This is a genomic window from Haloimpatiens lingqiaonensis, from assembly GCF_901447495.1.
GTDB classification, from domain to species: domain Bacteria; phylum Bacillota; class Clostridia; order Clostridiales; family Clostridiaceae; genus Haloimpatiens; species Haloimpatiens lingqiaonensis.
In genome coordinates this window covers 1-21,041 of sequence record NZ_CABDWS010000056.1, presented here as the reverse complement: position 1 = coordinate 21,041, position 21,041 = coordinate 1, and the positions used below count along the sequence as shown (strand labels likewise).

Sequence of the window (21,041 nt, the reverse complement as noted above, 5' to 3'; positions counted from 1 at the left end):
AGCTTCTTAGAAAAATTTTCAAGTTATTTATAGGACCAATATAGTGTGAAACACTGTAACTATATTCCTGCCAAGGAATTTGAATCTACAATTGGTATTTCAACTTCTTAAATTAAAGAAGTTAAGTTATAACAAATGTTTTTTAATAATTTATGAATGCATAGAAAACTCACAGTAAAAACCATAATTTCAGTATTTATTTAAAATAAAAAGAGTAACCCCAAGGACTACTCTCTTACCCTAAAATAGTTTTATTTCTTCCACTATTTTTAGCTTCATATAAATTTTTATCTGCTTGTTCAATAAAATTTTCAATGCCGCTTTTTTCTTTATCTATAGTATGTACCCCAAAGCTTACTGTGATTTTAAATTTCACAGAATCATATACAAACTCTTTTTTTCTATAATTGTTCTTATCTTTTCAGCTACTGTGTAAGCTCCTTCTCCTGTAGTATTGCTCAATACAATTAAAAATTCTTCTCCTCCATACCTGGCCAACCAATCGCTGCTATTCCTTATATTTTTATTTATAATATTAGCTACATCTCTAATCACCTTGTCACCTATTAAATGACCATAGGTGTCATTAATATTCTTAAAAAAATCGATGTCAGCCATTATTATTGATATGGGCTTATTTTCTAATATATTATTACTCACATCCACAGGCATTCTCTCATTTATATATCTTCTATTATATATTCCTGTTAATTCATCCTTTATAGCCAGCTCATTTATATCTCTTATTATATTTTTAAATTTTGTTATGCCCTTTTCTCTATCTTCTGAGAAAAAACCTTTTTCCGTTATATCTTTTAATATTTCAATAACATATTTTTTAGAGTTTACAATTACTGGGGCTGCAGTTATTAAAAATACCTTTTCTTTATTATATTCAACTTTAAAAAACGTCTCCTCTTCATTATACGCCCTCATAGAAATACAGTTTTCACAACACTTTCCACCTCTCCAAAAATCATAGCAATTTTCTTCTTTTGGAACTTCTTTTTCTCCCTCTACGTATAAGGTCTTTTTTCCCTTAGGATCTACTATTCTTAAAACATCATATAAATTTTTAATTACAGCAAGCCTGTCCTTTATATTTTCTACTGCATTAATAAAATCCTTATTATCAATATTCCCCACAACTATACTCCTCCATTTTTATTTCTTGTAAATATCTAATATTATATGGCATTTCTTAAATATTTCCAATTTTTAATTAAATAAATTTCCATTAACCCCTTTAAATTATATACCTTCTACTAAATTATATTATAAAGATTTAGTAGCTCCCTTTATATTCTCAATGTAGCTATAATTCTATTTTGCTTCAATAAAAGCTCTGCTGCATCTACTGAACTATTCACTACTATGTCTGCCTCTAGTAATGTTTTTGAATAACATCCCTCACTGCCAAGTATGGCAATGGATAATGCGCTGCTTTTAAACATTTCCAGGTCGTTTCTGCCATTGGCTACAGCTATAGTGTTATCTGCTCCTAATCTTTCAACTACGTTCTTTTTTTCCTCCAGTGCATCTCCCTTTGGAAAAATCTCTATATTCACTGGAAGATCCTTGCACTGCTGTGCCACAGAACCGTTAGTATCAGCCGTTAATACATATATATCTAATCCTAAATCCTTCAAGGCTTGAATTCTTTCCCTTATTCCCTCTACTAAAACTCCATCTTTTGCTATAGTTCCATTAAAATCAAATACTATATTTTTAATTTCTAGTTTTTTATATCCTGGTATGTCTAATTGGATCATAGTTTTACCCCTCTTTTATCAATTCTAGTATAGCCATGGCCGCTGCAGCTTCTATTACTGGTACAGCTCTTTTAACAATACATGGGTCGTGTCTTCCTTCTATCTCTAAAAGGGTGTTTTCCATTTTAGAAATATCCACTGTTCTTTGAGGCTTGCCTATGGATGGGGTTGGCTTCACTGCTACCCTAAATACAATTGGCATGCCGTTTGTTATTCCTCCAAGTATGCCACCATTATTATTGCTGTAAGTTTTAATAGTATCTTCTTCTACATAAAACTCGTCATTTGCCTCTGAGCCCTTTAGCTTAGTAATTTCAAAACCCAATCCAAATTCAACTCCCTTTATAGCAGGAATTGAAAATAAAAGCTGTGATAGGGTACTTTCCACAGAGTTAAAAAAAGGCTCACCAACTCCAGGCTTAACATTTAAAATAGCACATTCTATTACTCCACCTAGAGAATCTTTTTCCTCTCTAGCCTTTAATATTTCTTCTTCCATTATTTCTTTTTTATTTATATCTATTAGGGGAAAATCTTGAGCTAAAAGACTTTCTATGGTTGATTCTTTTAAATTATCCTCATTAAAATAGTCATCTTGAATATTTTTTATGCTTTTTATGTGACTGCCTATTATTATGTTTTGCCTTTTGAGAATCTGCTTTGCTATTGCTCCTGCAAAAACCAGCGGTGCCGTTAGTCTTCCAGAAAAATGTCCTCCCCCTCTGTAATCATTAAAACCATTATATCTTATTTTTCCCGTGTAATCACCATGAGAAGGCCTTATTGTTTCTTTAATTTTATCATAGTCGCCACTCTTTTTATTGGTATTTTCTATAAATACACAGAAAGGGGTGCCTGTGGTTTTCCCCTTAAAAAATCCACTTAATATTTTAAAATTATCTCCTTCTTTTCTTGTGGTAGAAAGCTTATCTTTGCCCGGAGCTCTCCTTGCCATTTCACCTTCTATAAAGTCTAAATCCAATTCTATACCCGGCTCCAATCCATCTATAACCATGCCAATGCCCTCTCCATGGGATTCTCCAAATATAGAATACTTTATTTTATTTCCCCACATTCCACTCAAGTACATCACCACCTAATTTTTTAAAATCCCCCCAAAAATCTGGATAGGATTTTCCCACAACTTCACTATTTTTTATTATTAAAGGCTCATGACAAAGGGCAGATGCTATGCCTAAAGCCATAGCTATTCTGTGATCGTTCCAGCTCTCAACTTCTCCACCTTTTAATTTACCAACTCCATTTATAATCAAGCCATCCTGAAGCTCTTGAATGTCCCCTCCAATTTTATTTAATTCACAAGCTATAGCATGCAATCTGTCGCATTCCTTTATTCTAACTCTTTGGGCATTTATAATTTTTGTAACTCCATATCCTGCGGTGCCAGCCACTGCTAAAATAGGTACTAAATCTGGAATTTGGGCTACATCTATAATCATGGTATCCCTTTGTAAAGTATCTTCAAATGTTTCTTTGATTAATTTTGAAAACTTATTTCTAATAAAATCTGTTTCATCATTAAAAGTTTTGTTTTTTTCATTAATTAATTTTAAATCTGTTTCATCATTAAAAATTCCATTTTTTTTATTAATTAATTTTAAAGTGGACTGAATAAAGCTTTCATTTATAGTTAAATTCCCGCCCATCTTTCTTATAATGTTGAGTATTTTCTTATCTCCCTGAAGAGAATTTATATCTAAATTTTCACATTTAATGTCTTCTCCCAGTAGGCCTCCTATAAGCCAAAAAGCAGCTTGAGAAAAGTCACCTTCTACCTTGTATTTTCTATTTTTATACCTTTGATTTCCCTTTATATAAAATTCCTTGTATCCTTTATTATCTATTTCTATCCCAAACTTTTTTAACATATCTATGGTCAAATCCACATAAGGCTTGGATTCTAAATTAGATGTTATAATTATTTTTGAATCTCCATCTAACAGTGGAAGTGCAAACATTAAACCTGTAATAAACTGAGAACTTATATTTCCTTTAACATAAAACTCTCCAGATCTTAGTCTTCCCTTTATACTTAATGGCAGCTTTCCATTATTGTTTTCATAAAAAATAGTTTGCTTATTAAAAATACTGTAGTACTCATCTAAAGGTCTTTCTGGAAGTTTCCCTCTGCCAACAAAGGTAACTTCATCTTCCCCTTGAAGCAAAGCTATTGGTATTAAAAATCTAAGAGTAGACCCAGACTCTATACAATCTACAATTTCATTTTGTATTTTTATATTGCCAGTTCCTTTTATTTTTAAAGTTACTTTTCTCACATCATTTATATATTCCATTGAAGCCTTGTTGCTTATATTTTCCTTTTCAACATCGCTATTTACATATTGAACTTCATTTTTATTATTTGTTTCTTTTAATTCAACTTTATTATCTATCTTTTCCACTTCATTTTTATTATTTATCTTCTCTTTATTCACTTTATTATTTGCATTTTTGGTTTCAAATTCATTATTTATCTCTTCTATCTTAACTCCAAAATTCTTCATTCCTTCTATGGTGGCAAGTATGTCTTTGGAATACTCTATGTTCTCTATAATGCTCTCCCCATCTGCAAGCCCTGCAGCTATTATAGCTCTATGTGCTAGGCTTTTAGAAGGCGGGATTTCTATAGTTCCTTTTAACTTTTTAGGGATAATTTTAACACTAGACATAACATCATCCTTTACCAACTCATTATTTACTACCTAGGCCTCAATACATAATTTTTAAAATCTACTTTATCTAATACAAATATCGTTTTTCAATGCAACATTTACTACTTGAGATATTTGCATAATTAATAAATTTAAAATATAGTCACAATATATCGTATTTCGACAATTGAGTCTATACCATATATTCATAAGATTTTATTTTAAAAGGAATTATGCAATTTCTTTACTTAGTTGCATTATTTAAAAGTTTTTCAACGTATTTCTCCACACTTTGTAATATGTCCTTTATATCTTCATTATATAAACTATAATGTGTCTCCAGCCCAACCTTTTCACTTTTTAATATTCCCGCATCCTTTAAAATTCTAAGATGCTGTGAAAGATTTGCTTGGCTAAAATCAAATTCTTCATTTAATTTGCAAACACATTTAGGTCCTTCATAAAGAAATTTTATTATTTTATATCTAACTGGATGTGCCATAGCTTTAAGCACATTTATTGTAAAATCATCAAAATTCAAATTTGTTACCTCCCTAGTGAACTCTCCTCCACTTGCTTACGCTGAAGTGAGGGCTTCTCCGTTAAAATCCTTGCAAAATCAACATAAAACTAAATTTTATATTTTGTATTTAGTATAGGCTACTTACTATATCATTTCAACATAGATTTTGTTACAAATAAATATTAACAAAAGGAGCCTTTATAGACCCCTTTGAAATTATAAATATTTTTTTATTTCTTCCGCTGAAGGAACTCTTCCCATTATTTTTACCTTTCCATCTACTACAAGAGCAGGAGTTTTCATTACTCCATAAGACATTATTTCCTTAATATCTGTTACTTTTTCAATCGTTGCATGAATTCCTAACTGTTCCACTGCCTTTCTTGTATTTTCTTCTAAATTTTTGCAATTACAACATCCTGAACCTAAAACCTTAATTATCATATTTTTCCCACCTTTAATATAATTTGTTTACATAAAAACATATGAATATAAATTAAATGAATATCCTATTATTATTATTCCCATAGCAACTATTGCTACAAACACATACAATAATTTGCGTTTTACAACTTTGCTAAGCATAACCATTGATGGTAGAGAAAGAGCCGTTACTGCCATCATAAAGGACAATATAGTTCCTATACCTACGCCTTTGGCAAACAACGCTTCTGCTATTGGAATGGTTCCAAATATATCTGCATACATTGGAATTCCAACCACTGTTGCAAGTATTACTGCAAATGGGTTCTTACTTCCCACTACATTTTCTATTACAGATTGAGGTATCCAGTTGTGGATGGCAGCTCCAATACCTACCCCAATGAAAACATATAACCAAACTTTATGAATTATATCTAAAACTTGCCCTTTAGAATAAGATATTCTTTCTTTGCGGTTTAATTCAACTACTTCAGCATCTACATTTTCTATTTCTTTAACATAACCTTCTACATACTTTTCCATCCCTAATTTATCAATGAGTGTTCCACCAACTACTGCAAGTACTAATCCCACCACTACATATGCTATGGCTATTTTAGCCCCAAAGAATGACATAAGTATCATAAGTGAACCTAAATCCACTAATGGTGAAGATATTAAAAATGAAAAAGTTATTCCAAGTGGAAGTCCTGCTGATGTAAAGCCTATAAATATAGGTATACTAGAGCAGCTACAAAATGGAGTTATAGTTCCTAAAAGTGCTCCTAATATATTTCCCTTGATTCCTTTGATATTACCCAATATTTTCTTTGTTCTCTCTGGTGGAAAATAACTTTGGATATAGGAAATTATAAATATTAAAACCGAAAGCAGTATGAAAATTTTTATGGTATCATATATAAAAAAGTGTATGCTGCCACCTAGTCTTTCCTTAATTGACAATCCAAATACCTTCTCCACAAGCAATCTTACAAGTTCATAAAGCCAAGTCATTTTCAAAAGTTGAGCGTTAAGAAAACTAAATATTTGACCTATTATTCCCATGAAAAAACCTCCTTTTTAGCATAAAAACATGCTCCTTATAATATTTTTAGACCTACTCATATAGAGTTTTTAATTTTTATTTAAATTACATATTTTATTATATAACTGTATAACTATATAATGAAATACTTATATAGTTATAATACTTCTAAATTTGGTATCTGTCAACATAATACTATAGCAACTGATTTATTTCATGATTTTTAATTTTATTTGCTAAATCCTTAATTTTTTCTTCAATAATTTTTGCTGTTTTAATGAACTCTTCATCACTCTTACCTGTTGGATCTTCTAATCCCCAATCCTCTGTATGCTTTGCTGGCAAAAATGGACACACAACATTACACCCCATTTTTATAGCAATGTCCACTGGTGGTATGTCCGTAAGTAGTTTTGAAAATTGAGTTTCATTCATATCTATTTCGTATAGTTTTTTTATTATTCTTACAGCATCTTGATTAATCTGTGGTTTTGTTTCTGTACCTGCAGAATACGATTGAAAAACATCAGACGCAAATAGCTTTCCTAATGCCTCTGCCATTTGAGACCTGCAAGAATTGTGAACACATATAAAAGCTACTTTTGGTTTCATAATAATTCATCTCCCTTTATATCTCTTCTAACCATTTATTATTTCTGTGAAGTTTATTAATATAAAAACGTGAATAACCATAATGTTACTATTATTTTACCACATTAATTTATATTGTATTTATGTAAATAATTCAACTTTCGCAGTTATAAAATAAAAAATTTGCAGTTAAATAATATGTACTAGCTACGAAGTAAAAAGTAAGAGTTAAGGATAAAACTCTAAGAGTTTTTTATAATTACTTAGTACCCCTTACCTCTTCACTACTACTTCTTACCTTGTATAGGGTAATTGTTAACCGTCCCCCTTTGCAGTTGCCTACTAACTCTTATTTCATCCCCTCTACACCCCCTTCCAAGCCCCTTCAATCCCATTAAAATAATAATGATAATAATAATAATGATAATAAAAAGAAAAAATAAGATTAATACAAATAATAAAAAATATAATTAATAAAAAATAATCATCAGCATAATAAAAAATAATAGATCCCTCCATAAATACTTTTTTGCTGTTGCTAAAAACTTTCCAAATATTTTTCTCAAAAGGTTTATTAAAATATTCCTCAAAAAGTTTATTAAAAGCTTATTAAAAAGTGGAATAAAATAACCAAATGCATATTTAGTTATTAAAGAAGTAAATTTATCCGATGACTAACCTTCAGCTGGAGAAAAATCCATCTGAAGCTAAGAGCTCTGTTTATTTTTGCTATACATAAACAACGGTTTAAGCACTAGTGATGTTGCAAAAGACGGTGCTAAAGCTATAATTGCTTCTTTGTGATTAAAGGATGATAAATTTGGAGGGATAATCATGGCAGTATTTAGAATGTTTTATATAAACTTTTGGAGAGATGCTTTTGTAGTAGACCTAACCCCTGAGGAAAGGTATTTTTATATTTACACAATGACCAACCCTAATACCAATCAATGCGGCATTTATCAAATATCCAAGAAAACCATGGGCTTTGAAACTGGCTTTAATGAAGGTGAAGTGGACAATCTTTTAAATAGACTCACTGAGTGTGGTTACATAGAATACTCTGAAGGCTCAAAGGAAATTATGATAACAAACTGGATAAGGGAAAACTTTATAAACAGCCCAAACAATATAAAAAGCTTAAATGGCGAACTTAAAAAAGTGGTAAGTAAGGACTTTCTACAAAAATTCTATAATATTTGTGCAGATGAGGAGTACCCTTTAGACAAGCTATTTCAAGGTATAAAACTGAATTCTGTAAGCAACGCTGCAAAGACTATAAATAATATATCAAACACTTCAAAGACCATAAATTCCAAAAGCACTATAAATACTACAAGTATACTCGATGCTACAAAATCCAACATTTCAAGCACCAATTCCAAAACTATAAATACTGAAAACAATATTATAGACACTTCTAACACTATAAATTGTAGAAACATTATCTCAAACATTGCAAAGACTAAAAATGCCGCAAGCACTATAAACAATACAAGTAGATTTTTAAATAATAATTCAAACACTGCAACTATGGAAAATAATACTTCAATGAATGATTTAAACACTGAGGATGTTATAAAAAATAGTACTGTAAGTAATGATTCAAGCATATTTGATGCTACAAAATCAAGCATTTCAAACACCATAAATAATACAAGCACTGCTTTAAATACCCTAGATACCTCAACCGATGCATCCTTAAACTATTCAGATGCTACTGAACATACTGCCGAAGCCCAAGATCCTCTTATACCTTTAGAGTCTAGCAGCGCCTTCGAGACCTTGGACCCTGCATTTAAAAGCCTTATAAAACTGTTTAGCAGCAACATTCATCCCATAACCCCTTTAGAATATGTAAAACTTTATGATTGGTCAAAGGATATAGAGCCGGAAGCCATGGAAATAGCCATACTAGAGGCTGTAAATCACAACGCAAGAAGCATGAGCTATATTAATTGCATACTAAACAACTGGCTTTCTCTAGGAATTAAATCCAAGGCCCAAGTAGAAAATTACCAAAGGGAATGGAATGAAAAGCAAAGCAGAGGTAAAAACTTTAAAGATTACTCTTCTGGAGATTTTACTGGTAATCACAAAGGTTATGGCAATATTAATTATCAAGGCTACAACGCTAACAATCATCAAGGTTTCAATGCTGATAATCATCAAGATTACACCCCTGATAATCACGAAAATTATAGCAGCAATAATTACCAGGATTACAGCAGCAACTCTACTGACTGCAATGACGGAAATTACAGGGACTTCAATGGAAACTACTACTGCATTCCAAATGTATCTGCCTATGATTATGTGGAAATTCCTGAATTCGAGAATAGCGACCAATAATATGATTTGTGATTATTTGTTATTTATGATATATTATTTTTAAAATTGATTATCTAATTATACTTAAAGAAAAGGTGGATTTTGATAATGACTAAGTATGCAATAGTATTTTTTATGTCTATGGTTCCAATCGTGGAATTACGTGGTGCTATACCATATTCTCAACTTTATCAGTTACCCTTACTTCAATCTTATATCATTGCAATTATTGGCAATATGTTACCAGTGCCTTTTATATATCTATTTGCAAGAAAGGTGCTTGTATGGGGAGCCGACAAACCTGTTATTGGTAATTTCTTCACATGGTGCCTAGCAAAGGGTGAAAAAGCAGGAAAAAAATTAAAAGAAACAGCAGGTAATAAAGGCTTATTTATCGGTCTATTGCTATTTGTAGGAATACCACTTCCTGGAACTGGCGCTTGGACAGGTACTTTAGCGGCTAGTTTTCTAGATATGGATTTTAAAACCAGCGTTTTAGCTGTTATGGCTGGAGTATTATTAGCAGGCATTATAATGGGCGCTGCTAGTGTAGGTGTGTTTAGTATATTTTAATTTAGAATTTCTAAACAAACCTCTGTTAAAAAATATATTATTGTAAAAAACACATAGATTAAAGTATGGTTTGATGTGTACTTTATCTATGTGTTTTTATATTTATTAGTACCTAATTAACTGTACAGTATTATTTAATCTTTTAATTGCTTAATGAAGTTTATGGATATCTTTAGTTTTATTAGTATATTTATTATTAAAGCTACAATCAAGGTGCATGACCAAAATGTCACAAATTTAGGTTCATTAACATTATTTAGATTAAGCCAAAACATAATAAATAAAACTAATAAAGATAATATAGTTATAAAATCAATAGTGAAAATTAATTTAAGCCTTTTACCTTTGTTTACCAATACGCATAGTATTGTACTTAATAATAATATTATTAGAGACATAAATGGAGCATTCATTCGGCTTCCTCCCAAAATAACTTTTGGCTTAATTATAACATAAATGGTTTTTTTTTCAATATACTTATGTTTTATTCTTTAAAAAAAGCACAAAGGCTACAGTATTTTCTCTGTAAAACCTTCGTGCTTCATTAATCTTTTCACACAAATTGTATTCAAAGTTTTATTATCACATTTATTCCTTTATTTTCTATGAACTTTTCCCTATTCCACTGTTACAGACTTAGCTAAGTTTCTTGGTTTATCTACGTCGCAGCCCTTAGCTATAGATGTGTAGTATGAAAGAAGTTGTAGTGGTATAACTGAAAGCACTGGTGCTAAAAGCTCTATAGTTCTTGGGATATATTTTGCTGTATCCACAGTCTTTTCTATTTCAGTGTGACCTTCCATAGCAAAAGCAAGAACATTGGCGCCTCTTGTTTTAACTTCTTTTATATTACTTACCATTTTTTCAAATAAGCTTTCTTGAGTTGCTAAAGCTATAACTACTGTACCATCCTCTATAAGAGCTATAGGGCCATGCTTAAGCTCTCCAGCTGCATATGCTTCTGAATGTATATAAGATATTTCCTTAAGCTTTAAAGAACCTTCCATAGCCACTGCGTAGTCAAGACCTCTTCCAAGGAAGAACATGTCTTTATGCATGTGGTTTTCTTCTGCAAAAGCTTTTATATCTTCTTCATTTTGTAGAAGTTTTTCTGCTTTTTCTGGAAGAAGAAGCATTTCCTCTTTTATAGCTTCTATTTCTTCATTTGATAAAGTTCCTTTGTTTTCTGCAAAGAATAAAGCTATTATATACATTGCTATAAGCTGAGTTACATAAGCTTTAGTAGATGCTACGGCAATTTCTGGTCCTGCCCATGTATATAATACATCGTCAGCTTCTCTTGAAATTGAACTTCCTACTACGTTTGTAACTGCTATTACTCTAGCATTTTGTCTCTTAGCTTCTCTTAAAGCTGCAAGAGTGTCTGCTGTTTCACCTGATTGGCTTACAACTATCATTAATGTTTTTTCATTTATAATAGGATCTCTATATCTAAATTCTGAAGCTACTTCCACTTCTACTGGTATTCTAGCTAATTTTTCTATAGCATTTTTTCCTATTAAGCCAGCGTGATAAGCTGTTCCGCAAGCTACTATATATATTTTATCTATGTTCTTTATTTGCTCTTTTGTTATAGTTATATCATCAAGTCTTATTTTTTCATTTTTAATAATTCTTGAAGTCATTGTGTCCTTTATAACCTTTGGTTGCTCATGGATTTCTTTAGCCATGAAATGCTCATATCCACCTTTTTCAGCAGCATCTGCATCCCAAGTTACGTGGTATACTTCTTTTTCTACCTTGTTTCCTTCTAAGTCTAATAAAGTAACTCCGCTTTCATCCATTACTACAAACTCTTTGTCCTCTAAAAGATAAATATCTCTTGTGTAGTTTAATACTGCTGGTATATCTGATGCTATGAAGTATTCTCCATCTCCAAGACCTACTATAAGTGGACTATCTTTTCTAACTGCCACTAATTTTCCTGGCTCATTAGAACAAACTACACCTATTGCATAGCTTCCTTCTAATTTTTTAACAGCATTCATTACAGCTTCTACTAAATCTCCATTGTAGTAGTAATCTACAAGGTTTGGTATAACTTCTGTGTCTGTTTCTGATTTAAAACTATATCCTTCCTCAGTTAACCATTCTCTTAACTGAATATAGTTTTCTATTATACCGTTGTGAACAACGCTTATAGTTCCATTTGCATTAGAGTGTGGGTGTGAATTTACATCAGATGGCTCTCCGTGAGTTGCCCATCTTGTATGTCCTATACCTATATTTCCGTGTACTGGAGTCACTTCTAATTTTCCTTCTAAGTTTGCAAGTCTTCCCTTACACTTAGTTACATCTATACTTCCATCTTCAGTTATTACTGCAACTCCTGCTGAATCATATCCTCTGTACTCCAACTTACTTAATCCATCAACTAATACAGTAGTTGCCTGTTTTTTACCTAAATATCCTACTATTCCGCACATTATTAAATTCCGCCTTTCTTATTCCATTTGTATTTTTAAAAATAGAATAAGGCCTTTACACTGCCATTTATCTTGTGCTAGAAATCACTTTCTAGTTTTATAAATGGCTCTCGGTAGTGTGTACCGCAGGGCATCCGCCGAACTCTCGATACTCCCTGTCCTCGTCAACTTAAGTGACACTCCAAATTTTAAATTTGGTTAGTGGAACTTACTCGGACCTTAGTCCGAGTTTCCTTTATTTACTCCAAATTTTAATTTTCCTAGTGTCCCCTAAATTCTGGCGCTTTAACTTTCTTTCCTCCTATTTCAATATTTAAAAGCCTTATGTTATCCATATAATTATATTCATTTATATATAAATGTTCAATTAAAATTTGTGTTTTTTTACAAAAAATTTGCACATTAATAAAGTAAACGTTTGTGATTCCTTTATTTTCAAATGTAGCACATTAGAATTTTAATTTGCAAACCTTTCTGAAAAATAACTTTTTTGTTGCATGTAGTGAATGATTTTTTGCCTTTTTTATGCTAAAATATAATTAGGTTAATTTTTTTGTTAGGGGTGATTTTATTGAAAAGGATAAACATAACAGAAACTGTCTTAAGGGATGCAAACCAATCTTTAATAGCTACAAGAATGTCATTTGATCAATTTGCACCTATCTTAAGAGATTTAGACGATGCAGGATATTATTCATTAGAGTGCTGGGGTGGAGCAACTTTTGATTCCTGTTTAAGATATTTAAAAGAAGACCCTTGGGAAAGGCTAAAGAAAATAAAATCCGTAGCAACAAAAACTCCTCTTCAAATGCTTTTAAGAGGACAAAATATATTGGGATACAAACATTATCCTGATGATGTGGTTAGGAAATTTATAAAAATGGCTGTTTACTATGGCATGGACATCATAAGAATCTTTGATGCCCTTAATGACTACAGAAACATAGAAGTTGCCATGGATGAAACTAAAAAACAAGGTGCTCATGCTCAAGGAACTATAGTTTATACTGTAAGCCCTATTCATGACATAGAAAACTACACAAATTTAGCTAAGCAATTAGAAAACATGGGTGCTGACTCTATTTGTATAAAGGATATGGCAGGACTTATAATGCCTAATATAGCTTATGATTTAGTTAAAGGCATTAAAGAAACTGTTAAAATTCCAGTATTCCTACACTCTCACTGCACTAATGGTATTGCTGAAATGGCTTATTATAAAGCTTGTGAAGCTGGAGTTGATGGAATAGACTGCGCTATATCATCCTTAGCAGGTGGAACAGCTCAGCCTCCTACAGAGTCATTACACTACGCTTTACAGTCTGCTGGCTTTGAAACCGGTCTCAATAAGGATAAATTAACTAAGATAAATAATTTCTTTAAACCTGTAAGAGAAGAATTTATAAAAAATGGTACACTAGATCCTAAGGTTTTAACTCCAAGACCAGAGGGATTGGTTAACCAAATTCCTGGTGGTATGCTTTCAAATATGATATCTCAATTAAAAGCTCAAAATTCACTTGATAAGCTAGATGCTGTTTTAGCAGAAGTTCCAGCAGTTAGAAAGGATTTGGGCTATCCACCACTTGTAACTCCTATGAGCCAAATGGTTGGTACACAAGCTACAGTTAACGTGTTAACTGGCGAAAGATATAAAATGATATTAAAGGAAGTTAAAGCTTACTGCAAAGGTGAATATGGAAAAGCTCCAGGAGAAATAAATTCTGATGTTATGAAAAAAGCTTTAGGGGATGAACAGCCTATAGAAGGAAGATTTGCTGACACTTTAGAGCCTGCTTTTGACAAGGCTAAAGAAGAAATAAAGGATCTTTCTACTAGAGAAGAAGACATATTGTCTTATCTATCATTCCCACAAGTTACAAAGGAATTTTTAGAATATAAAAAAAGTAATCCTGATGTAGAATATATTAGAAAAGAAACAAACTCTCAAGTTGTTTAGTTAAACGTTATTCCAGACCTATTAAGGCTATTTTAGGCAATTTAATAATTATTTAACTTTTATACTATATTATTTTAAAATACATTGGAGTATAATATTCTCATAGGGTTTTGAAATAATATACTTAGGGAGGTTATAATTATGAAAAATGAAATAAAAAACATATTTCTTGCTGGCATTGGTTCCGCAGCATATACTTACGAAAAAGCCTCTAAAATGGTTAATGATTTAGTTGAAAAAGGTAAGTTAACTGTAGAAGAAGGCAAAGAATTATCTGAGGAACTAAAAAGAAATATAAAAAACACTACTGAAAATGTAAAAGAAAACGTTGAAAATAAGCCATTAACAAAGGAAGATATGGCTAGTTTATTAAAAGAAATGAATTTTGTTTCTAAAGATGAAGTGGATGATTTAAAGTTAGAAATATCTAAGCTTCAAGAAAAATTGGACTCTTTAACAAACAATCAATAATGCATTTAAAAGCCCGAAGCCTAAAAATCTTACGGGCTTTTCTTTTATAAAAATTTATTTAAGGCAGAGGATTAAAAAATGGTTAGAAAATCAGTGCGCAGATTTAGAGAAATCATAAGAGTATTAACAAAACATGGTTTTGGTTACATAATAGATTCTAAAATAAATAAGTCAGCTAATGCTCCTGTAAATTTAAGAACAGCTTTTGAGGAGTTAGGGCCTACCTTTATAAAAATAGGTCAAATATTAAGCACAAGACCAGATATTCTTCCTGCAAATTATATAGAAGAGCTGGTAAAGCTTCAGGATAACGTAATAGAAGAATCTTTTTATGATATAAATAATGTCTTTTATAAGGAATTTAACAAAAACATAGACGAAGTATTTTTAAAATTCAATAGAAGTCCTTTAGCTTCTGCATCCATAGCTCAAGTTCATGAAGCTACATTAAAAACTGGTGAAGAAGTTATAGTTAAAATTCAAAGACCAGATATATACGAGAAAATGCATTTGGATTTATCTATACTTTCTAAAATTTTTTCCCTAACAAAAGCTAGATTTTCTGATGCTTTAATAGATCCCAAAGAAGCTGTTGACGAGTTAATAGACGCTACAAAAACAGAGCTAGATTTTAACTTTGAAAGGGAAAACATAAAGAAATTCAAAATCCTTAATGAAAGTGTTAAATGTGCTTATGCTCCTTATGTAGTATATGAATTGTGTGGAAAAAAAGTTCTCACCATGGAAAAAATAGATGGTTTTAAGATAAATAATATTGATATTTTACGCTCTAATGGCTATGATTTAAAGGACATTGGCAAGAAATTAGCCTTATGTTACTTTAAGCAGGTTTTTAATGATGGCTTCTTCCATGGAGACCCTCATCCTGGCAATTTAATTATAAAAGAGGGTAAAATATGTTTTATCGATTTTGGCATAATGGGAGAAATTCAACCCTCCTTAAAGGAAAGTTTAAATGACATAATACTAGCTGTGGCCTATAACGATATAGATAAAATGATATCTGTGGTTTTTGCCATAGGCATAAAGAAAGGCTATATAGATAGAAATAAGCTTTACGAGGATATTGATTATATTTTTGCCAGCTATCTAAATACTTCTTTGCAAAATATAAAAATATCTATTATGCTTCAAGAAATATTTGATGCCTGCAAACAAAATAATATTCAATTACCTAAGGATTTAACTTTATTAATGAGGGGTATGGTGATAATAGAAGGGGTAGTGGCTGAAATTGCCCCGGAAATTAAAATAATGGACGTAGCCATTCCTTTTGTTAAATCCTATAATAAGTTCACTTTTTTAAAGGATTTAGATTTTGATGAATTGGTTATAGGCTCTTATAAATTCTTTAAAAGCATTAAAAGATTGCCTTCAAAGGGCATTGAACTTATAGATAGTGTCTTAACTGGAAGGGCTAAGGTTAAACTAGAAGTTAAAGACCTTGAAAGCTCTGTAAATGAGCTTAATAAAATGGTCAATAGAATCACCTTTGCTCTGGTTATATCCTCCATGATAATAGGCTCATCCTTTGTACTTAGTTCAAATACCGGCCCTAAAATGTACAATATGTCCATTATAGGCGTCTTTGGCTTCTTTATAGCAGCCATAATGGGCTTTTGGCTTTTAATATCTATTATACGATCTGGAAAAATGTAGAATGTATATTTACATTCTACATTTTAATAAAATTTCATGGAATTGTACCAAAAACCACTGTTGCATGTCTAGTTTACAATTGACAGCACAAGTGGCTATTTTACATTTAGCTATATCTTTAAGCTCCTATGCCTTCAATGGTATAGGTTATTAGATTATCTATAACCTCATCCACATCCTTTATGTCCTTGTTTATAAGCTCATAAACCGCCGCGGAACACAAAACTCCAAAAAATGTATAAGCCATAAACTTAGACTCTCCTTTTCTAACTTCCCCACTTTCCATGGCTTCTTTTAAATTTTTCTCTATAAACTCTATATAATTCCCTATGGCATCCCTTAATTGTAAATTTGTTATATGTTGTCCCCATAACTGACTCATTATAACTTTGAAAAAATCACCATTTTTATATATAGTATTTAATTGTATTCTACATAATTCCCTTAACCTAGATATGTATGTTTTCTCTGCATTAACTGCTTCTTCTACTTCTTCTCTTATCATATTTATACCTTTAGTTATTATATACTCAAATATCTCCTGCTTGCTTTTAAAATGATAGTATAAAGTACCCTTAGCTACCCCTGCATTAGCCGCTATTCCATCCATGGTAGCTCCTTCGTACCCATATTTTGAAAATATTTTTACTGCAGCTTGAAAAATTGCTCTTTTAGTTTTATTCACTTATATCACTCCATTTAAATTATCGCTGTGTCTTTTCTTTAAATTCGTCCAAGATATATTATACTATTTAGTATACTTATTAAAAAGCCTAAAATATCTTTATTTTATAATTAGGCGAAATTTTCTGTATATTTTAACCGCTTATTTTTGGGAGGTGCAATTGTTTTAATCTAATTCAAATTTTACAGTTGCAAAATAAAACTATAAAATTTGCAGATACTATAATAACCTAGAATGAATATTATTATATATGTTATAATACCTTATATTGAATTAAGTTAGGAAACTTATGTAATATTTTCACTAGATGAGAGGTATATATATGGAAATTAAATTTTTTGATAGAAAAAATAAATGCTACAAAACTGAGAAGGTGGCAGGAGAAAAATACTTAAACTGGACCTATTCATCACCTATGGGCATGAAGTTTCTAGAGGCAGTACTAAAAAAGAAGGTTTTCTCCAAGCTTTATGGCCATTACTGTGACTGTTCTTTAAGTAAAAGAAAAATACCTGGTTTTATTAGGGAATTTAGTATAGATACAAAAGAATTTAAAAGACATGATTTTAGAAACTTTAATGATTTTTTTATTAGAGAACTAAATAAGGATGCTAGAAATATTTCCTTGGAAAACAATATACTTATTTCTCCTTGTGACGGAAAAGTTTTGGCCTATGATCATGTAGATATAGACAGCTTAATACAAGTTAAGGGAATTACTTACTCACTCCAGGAATTAATAGGCAATAAAAATATAGCTGAAAACTATACGGACGGCTGCTGTCTTATATTCAGACTTTGTCCTACAGATTATCACAGATTTCACTTTGTAGATGAGGGAAAATGCTCTCCTACTCAAAAGATAACTGGTCACTATTATTCTGTAAATCCAATAGCTCTTAAAAATGTGAAAAAGCTATTTTGCCAAAACAAAAGAGAGTGGAGTATTTTAAGCTCTAAAAACTTCAATGAAGTGCTTTATATAGAAGTAGGCGCTACTTGTGTGGGCTCAATAATACAAACTTATACCCCAAATAATGATGTGAAAAAAGGTGATGAAAAGGGACTTTTTAAATTTGGCGGTTCTACAGTAATTATTTTTTTCCAAAAGAATTCTGTGAAAATTCACCAGGATATATTAAAACAAACCCAGCTAGGATATGAGTGTTCTGTAATTCTTGGGGAACCAATAGGAACCACCTTTGTAAAATAAATTTACAAGCTTTTATGAATTGAAATACTATGCTATAAAAGCTTATAGCCACTAACTTCGTAAGATAAAATTACAAGGGCTGTTGCATTAAAGAATTTATATATTATATATTCTTATTGCAACAGCCCCATTTTTGTATTTATTCTTAGTACAATGGACCATTTTTATAAAGGCTTTTTCTTATAAAAACCTTTTATAAAGACTTTTATATTTTAAACTTGGCTGTAATTTCTTTAAGTTTTTCAGCACTATATTTATTCTTCAAGGAATTTTCCTTGATATTAGATAATTCTTGGCTGATTTCTACAACCTTAATAGCTATACCTTCCACATCTTGCGCTTCTGAATTTATATTTTCATTCACTTCTTCTATAGCACTTACTATACTATTTATAGTAGTATTAATTCCCTCTGCTTCACTTGAAAAATGATTCATAAAGTTTTCAAATGTGTTGGCATCTTCTTTATATTGTTTTCCCATATCTATAATTTTTTCATAATCAGATTTGATTTCTTTATCCACAAATTTTAGTATTTTATCTGAGCTGAGAGTTAGATTATCCACTGAAGCATTTACCACTTTAACTATTTCTTGAATATCTGAAGCAATTTTTGCCGATTGTTCCGCTAATTTTCTAACCTCATCTGCTACCACAGAAAAGCCTCTGCCAGCGTCTCCTGCTCTAGCCGCTTCTATACTAGCATTTAGAGCTAATAAATTGGTTTGGTTAGTTATATCAATTATTCCGTTTACTAATCCCTCTATGCGTTTAACTACCTTTGATTTTTCTATGGCACTTTCTAGCTCAACTTTAACCTTAGCATAAACTTCATTGGAGCTTTCTATAGCTTTATAAGAATCCTGTACAACCTTCTCTGAATCTGCAACTATCTCCTGAGTCTTGTTAAAGCCTTCCTGTGATTTGTTAGAGATAACCTTAATAGACTCTCCCATGTTTCCTGAGGAAGCTGATATTTCCTCAAAAGTAGCTGCCATTTCTTCTATGGACGCTGACATTTCTTCTGTATGATGCGAAGTATCTTCTGCTCGTACCTTTAGCTTTTCTGTCAGTGCATCTACCAAATAAGCATTTTCATTTATATTATCACTAGCCTTTATAATTTCTGAAACAACTTCGCTTAATGTATTTCTCATCTTAAATATAGATCTAACTATTACCCCTACTTCATCTTTTCTATCCGCTAATTCATTATACTCATCCTCATGTGTTAAATCTAAATTAGCTATTTTATTAATATTATCAGTCATCTTGGCAATAGGACCTGTAATTTTCTTTGAAGCTATTGTTCCTATTAAAATAGATATGCCTATGATAATCAAGCAAATAATACTTAAATTCCTAGTTATTCTTTGTAGTGGCTTGTTTATTTCACTTTCTTCAGAGTTTAATATCAAAAGCCAAGATGTATTTGGAATCACACTATATGCTCCTATTTTTTTAATACCCTTATAGGTGTATTTTTCTGTAGCATCCTCTACCTTTTTGCCTTTCTGTATATCCTTTACTATGTTGTTGAATATAGCTACCTCAGAGGTTTTACCCATCTTTTTACTGTCTGGATGATATATTATAAGTCCTTTTTCATCTAGTAAGTAGGCATAGCTATTTTTAGTTTCACCCACACTTATATTTTTTAGATTTTCTGAAAAGCTTTCTGCATAAACAGACATGCCTACGTATCCTATAACTTGATCGTAATTTTTATGATCTATTATAGGTGAAGTGAACACAACTATAGGCTTTCCAGACTTATTAGATTTTATAGTGCCACTTACTGCACTATTTCCACCAATTGTTTTATTATTATAATCTTCCTTATTTAAATCCACACCAATTAAAGACTGCTCACTAGAAGATAATATTTTGCCATCTGCACCTACTAAAAATATATCTTCTATGTAAGTTCTTTTATCCTTATAATTTAAAAACTGATCATTAATAGTATTTATTAAACCCTCATAATTACCTTTGTTTTCAAACTTCAACTGTAATATATTAAATAATTCCTGAGAATTTGCTAAGCTTCCCACCTCTACCGTATTTTTTTCTAACATTACATTTATTGTTTCTATAGATCTTTTATTTATGGACATCATTTCATTTTCACTTTGCTTTATAAGTACCCTAGAACCTTCATAGTATACAACTCCATATGTAATAAAAATCGATATAATTACTATTAAAGATATAAGTATTGGTATTTGTTTTCTTATAGATATTGTGCCTTTTAAACTTTTAACTTTAGAGTTTTTTATTTTATTATTTTTTTTCTTTTTCCCCTGAGTATCTACTTTTTTTGAAAGTATTACTCCTTCTTTAACATTTACATCATTTTTAACAATTACTTCATCTTCAACATTTACCTGCTCCTTATTCTTTACTTGGTTTTTAGTGTCTGTTTCATGTGAAAGCTTTGTTTTTTTAAGTTTCTTAAATTTAATTTTCTTAAATATACTTTTTTTACCTAAAAACATATCCTTTAATTTATTCCCCATTTTTCTTATCTCCCCCTTAATAAAAAGATAAAAAACACTATATTTATAATATTCAAAATAATTATAATAATAATTTACCACATATTTTAGTATAATATTATAATTATTATCAATATTCCATCTAATATATAACATAT

17 protein-coding genes and 1 pseudogene are annotated in these 21,041 nt (G+C 30.8%); 6 read left to right on the top strand and 12 right to left on the bottom strand.

The features are described from left to right. Positions 1–235: 235 nt before the first annotated feature. The 8 genes and pseudogenes from FGK85_RS11015 to FGK85_RS10980 form a co-directional block, all read right to left on the bottom strand. A pseudogene (locus FGK85_RS11015) lies at positions 236–936 on the bottom strand (GGDEF domain-containing protein). A gap of 362 nt (positions 937–1,298) precedes the next feature. After that, a complete protein-coding gene (locus tag FGK85_RS11010; RefSeq protein ID WP_138206579.1) occupies positions 1,299–1,772 on the bottom strand; it encodes an HAD family hydrolase in 474 nt (157 codons plus the stop codon). A 4-nt stretch (positions 1,773–1,776) separates the two neighbouring features. After that, a complete protein-coding gene (aroC, locus tag FGK85_RS11005) occupies positions 1,777–2,856 on the bottom strand; it encodes a chorismate synthase (RefSeq protein WP_138206577.1) in 1,080 nt (359 codons plus the stop codon). Then, on the bottom strand, positions 2,834–4,462 hold the full coding sequence (aroA, locus tag FGK85_RS11000; protein WP_138206575.1) for a 3-phosphoshikimate 1-carboxyvinyltransferase: 1,629 nt from the start codon (positions 4,460–4,462) through the stop codon (positions 2,834–2,836). The genes aroC and aroA overlap by 23 nt, the downstream gene beginning before the upstream one ends. Positions 4,463–4,688: 226 nt before the next feature. Further along, the gene (locus FGK85_RS10995) at positions 4,689–4,985 is read right to left on the bottom strand and encodes an ArsR/SmtB family transcription factor (protein WP_138206573.1); all 297 of its coding nucleotides are present in this window, start codon (positions 4,983–4,985) and stop codon (positions 4,689–4,691) included. A 198-nt stretch (positions 4,986–5,183) separates the two neighbouring features. Then, on the bottom strand, positions 5,184–5,411 hold the full coding sequence (locus FGK85_RS10990; RefSeq protein WP_138206571.1) for a thioredoxin family protein: 228 nt from the start codon (positions 5,409–5,411) through the stop codon (positions 5,184–5,186). Positions 5,412–5,438: 27 nt separating this feature from the next. Then, complete coding sequence (locus FGK85_RS10985; RefSeq protein WP_138206569.1) at positions 5,439–6,455, bottom strand: permease; 1,017 nt, start codon at positions 6,453–6,455, stop codon at positions 5,439–5,441. A gap of 175 nt (positions 6,456–6,630) precedes the next feature. Then, positions 6,631–7,047 carry an arsenate reductase ArsC gene (locus tag FGK85_RS10980; RefSeq protein WP_138206567.1) on the bottom strand — a complete coding sequence of 139 codons (417 nt, stop codon included), beginning with the start codon at positions 7,045–7,047 and terminating at the stop codon, positions 6,631–6,633. 813 nt (positions 7,048–7,860) lie between these two features. On the opposite strand from FGK85_RS10980, the gene FGK85_RS10975 reads away from it, so the two are divergent. Together FGK85_RS10975 and FGK85_RS10970 are read left to right on the top strand one after the other, a co-directional pair. Then, positions 7,861–9,378, top strand: coding sequence for a DnaD domain-containing protein (locus FGK85_RS10975; protein WP_138206565.1), 1,518 nt, complete (start codon positions 7,861–7,863; stop codon positions 9,376–9,378). Positions 9,379–9,465: 87 nt separating this feature from the next. Further along, positions 9,466–9,930: a COG2426 family protein gene (locus tag FGK85_RS10970; RefSeq protein WP_138206563.1), complete on the top strand. Its 465-nt coding sequence runs from the start codon at positions 9,466–9,468 to the stop codon at positions 9,928–9,930. A gap of 134 nt (positions 9,931–10,064) precedes the next feature. Here FGK85_RS10970 and FGK85_RS10965 read toward each other — a convergent pair whose 3' ends face one another. Both FGK85_RS10965 and glmS read right to left on the bottom strand, forming a co-directional pair. Further along, positions 10,065–10,343 (bottom strand): hypothetical protein, encoded by a 279-nt coding sequence (locus FGK85_RS10965; protein WP_138206561.1) that lies wholly within the window; start codon positions 10,341–10,343, stop codon positions 10,065–10,067. A gap of 204 nt (positions 10,344–10,547) precedes the next feature. Continuing rightward, positions 10,548–12,377, bottom strand: a complete 1,830-nt coding sequence (gene glmS / locus FGK85_RS10960; RefSeq protein ID WP_138206559.1) for a glutamine--fructose-6-phosphate transaminase (isomerizing) — start codon at positions 12,375–12,377, stop codon at positions 10,548–10,550. Between the two features lie 562 nt (positions 12,378–12,939). Here glmS and FGK85_RS10955 point away from each other — a divergent pair. The 3 genes from FGK85_RS10955 to FGK85_RS10945 all read left to right on the top strand — a co-directional run bounded on the left by FGK85_RS10955 (position 12,940) and on the right by FGK85_RS10945 (position 16,488). Then, positions 12,940–14,337, top strand: coding sequence for a pyruvate carboxylase subunit B (locus FGK85_RS10955; RefSeq protein WP_479724205.1), 1,398 nt, complete (start codon positions 12,940–12,942; stop codon positions 14,335–14,337). 141 nt (positions 14,338–14,478) lie between these two features. Further along, positions 14,479–14,808 (top strand): phasin family protein, encoded by a 330-nt coding sequence (locus tag FGK85_RS10950; RefSeq protein ID WP_138206555.1) that lies wholly within the window; start codon positions 14,479–14,481, stop codon positions 14,806–14,808. Between the two features lie 78 nt (positions 14,809–14,886). After that, positions 14,887–16,488, top strand: a complete 1,602-nt coding sequence (locus FGK85_RS10945) for an ABC1 kinase family protein (RefSeq protein ID WP_138206553.1) — start codon at positions 14,887–14,889, stop codon at positions 16,486–16,488. A 118-nt stretch (positions 16,489–16,606) separates the two neighbouring features. Here FGK85_RS10945 and FGK85_RS10940 read toward each other — a convergent pair whose 3' ends face one another. After that, positions 16,607–17,173: a TetR/AcrR family transcriptional regulator gene (locus FGK85_RS10940; RefSeq protein WP_138206551.1), complete on the bottom strand. Its 567-nt coding sequence runs from the start codon at positions 17,171–17,173 to the stop codon at positions 16,607–16,609. Between the two features lie 322 nt (positions 17,174–17,495). On the opposite strand from FGK85_RS10940, the gene FGK85_RS10935 reads away from it, so the two are divergent. Beyond that, on the top strand, positions 17,496–18,386 hold the full coding sequence (locus FGK85_RS10935; protein WP_138206549.1) for a phosphatidylserine decarboxylase: 891 nt from the start codon (positions 17,496–17,498) through the stop codon (positions 18,384–18,386). A gap of 205 nt (positions 18,387–18,591) precedes the next feature. On the opposite strand, the gene FGK85_RS10930 is transcribed toward FGK85_RS10935, so the two are convergent. Then, the gene (locus FGK85_RS10930) at positions 18,592–20,904 is read right to left on the bottom strand and encodes a methyl-accepting chemotaxis protein (RefSeq protein WP_171011400.1); all 2,313 of its coding nucleotides are present in this window, start codon (positions 20,902–20,904) and stop codon (positions 18,592–18,594) included. Between the last annotated feature and the right edge of the window lie 137 nt (positions 20,905–21,041).

Bases quoted from the DNA above. Each gene is read 5' to 3' on its own strand.
- FGK85_RS11010 (WP_138206579.1), bottom strand. From the start codon at position 1,772: ATGATCCAATTAGACATACCAGGATATAAAAAACTAGAAATTAAAAAT.
- aroA (WP_138206575.1), bottom strand. From the start codon at position 4,462: ATGTCTAGTGTTAAAATTATCCCTAAAAAGTTAAAAGGAACTATAGAA.
- FGK85_RS10990 (WP_138206571.1), bottom strand. From the start codon at position 5,411: ATGATAATTAAGGTTTTAGGTTCAGGATGTTGTAATTGCAAAAATTTA.
- FGK85_RS10985 (WP_138206569.1), bottom strand. From the start codon at position 6,455: ATGGGAATAATAGGTCAAATATTTAGTTTTCTTAACGCTCAACTTTTG.
- FGK85_RS10980 (WP_138206567.1), bottom strand. From the start codon at position 7,047: ATGAAACCAAAAGTAGCTTTTATATGTGTTCACAATTCTTGCAGGTCT.
- FGK85_RS10975 (WP_138206565.1), top strand. From the start codon at position 7,861: ATGGCAGTATTTAGAATGTTTTATATAAACTTTTGGAGAGATGCTTTT.
- FGK85_RS10970 (WP_138206563.1), top strand. From the start codon at position 9,466: ATGACTAAGTATGCAATAGTATTTTTTATGTCTATGGTTCCAATCGTG.
- FGK85_RS10965 (WP_138206561.1), bottom strand. From the start codon at position 10,343: ATGAATGCTCCATTTATGTCTCTAATAATATTATTATTAAGTACAATA.
- glmS (WP_138206559.1), bottom strand. From the start codon at position 12,377: ATGTGCGGAATAGTAGGATATTTAGGTAAAAAACAGGCAACTACTGTA.
- FGK85_RS10950 (WP_138206555.1), top strand. From the start codon at position 14,479: ATGAAAAATGAAATAAAAAACATATTTCTTGCTGGCATTGGTTCCGCA.
- FGK85_RS10945 (WP_138206553.1), top strand. From the start codon at position 14,887: ATGGTTAGAAAATCAGTGCGCAGATTTAGAGAAATCATAAGAGTATTA.
- FGK85_RS10935 (WP_138206549.1), top strand. From the start codon at position 17,496: ATGGAAATTAAATTTTTTGATAGAAAAAATAAATGCTACAAAACTGAG.
- FGK85_RS10930 (WP_171011400.1), bottom strand. From the start codon at position 20,904: ATGGGGAATAAATTAAAGGATATGTTTTTAGGTAAAAAAAGTATATTT.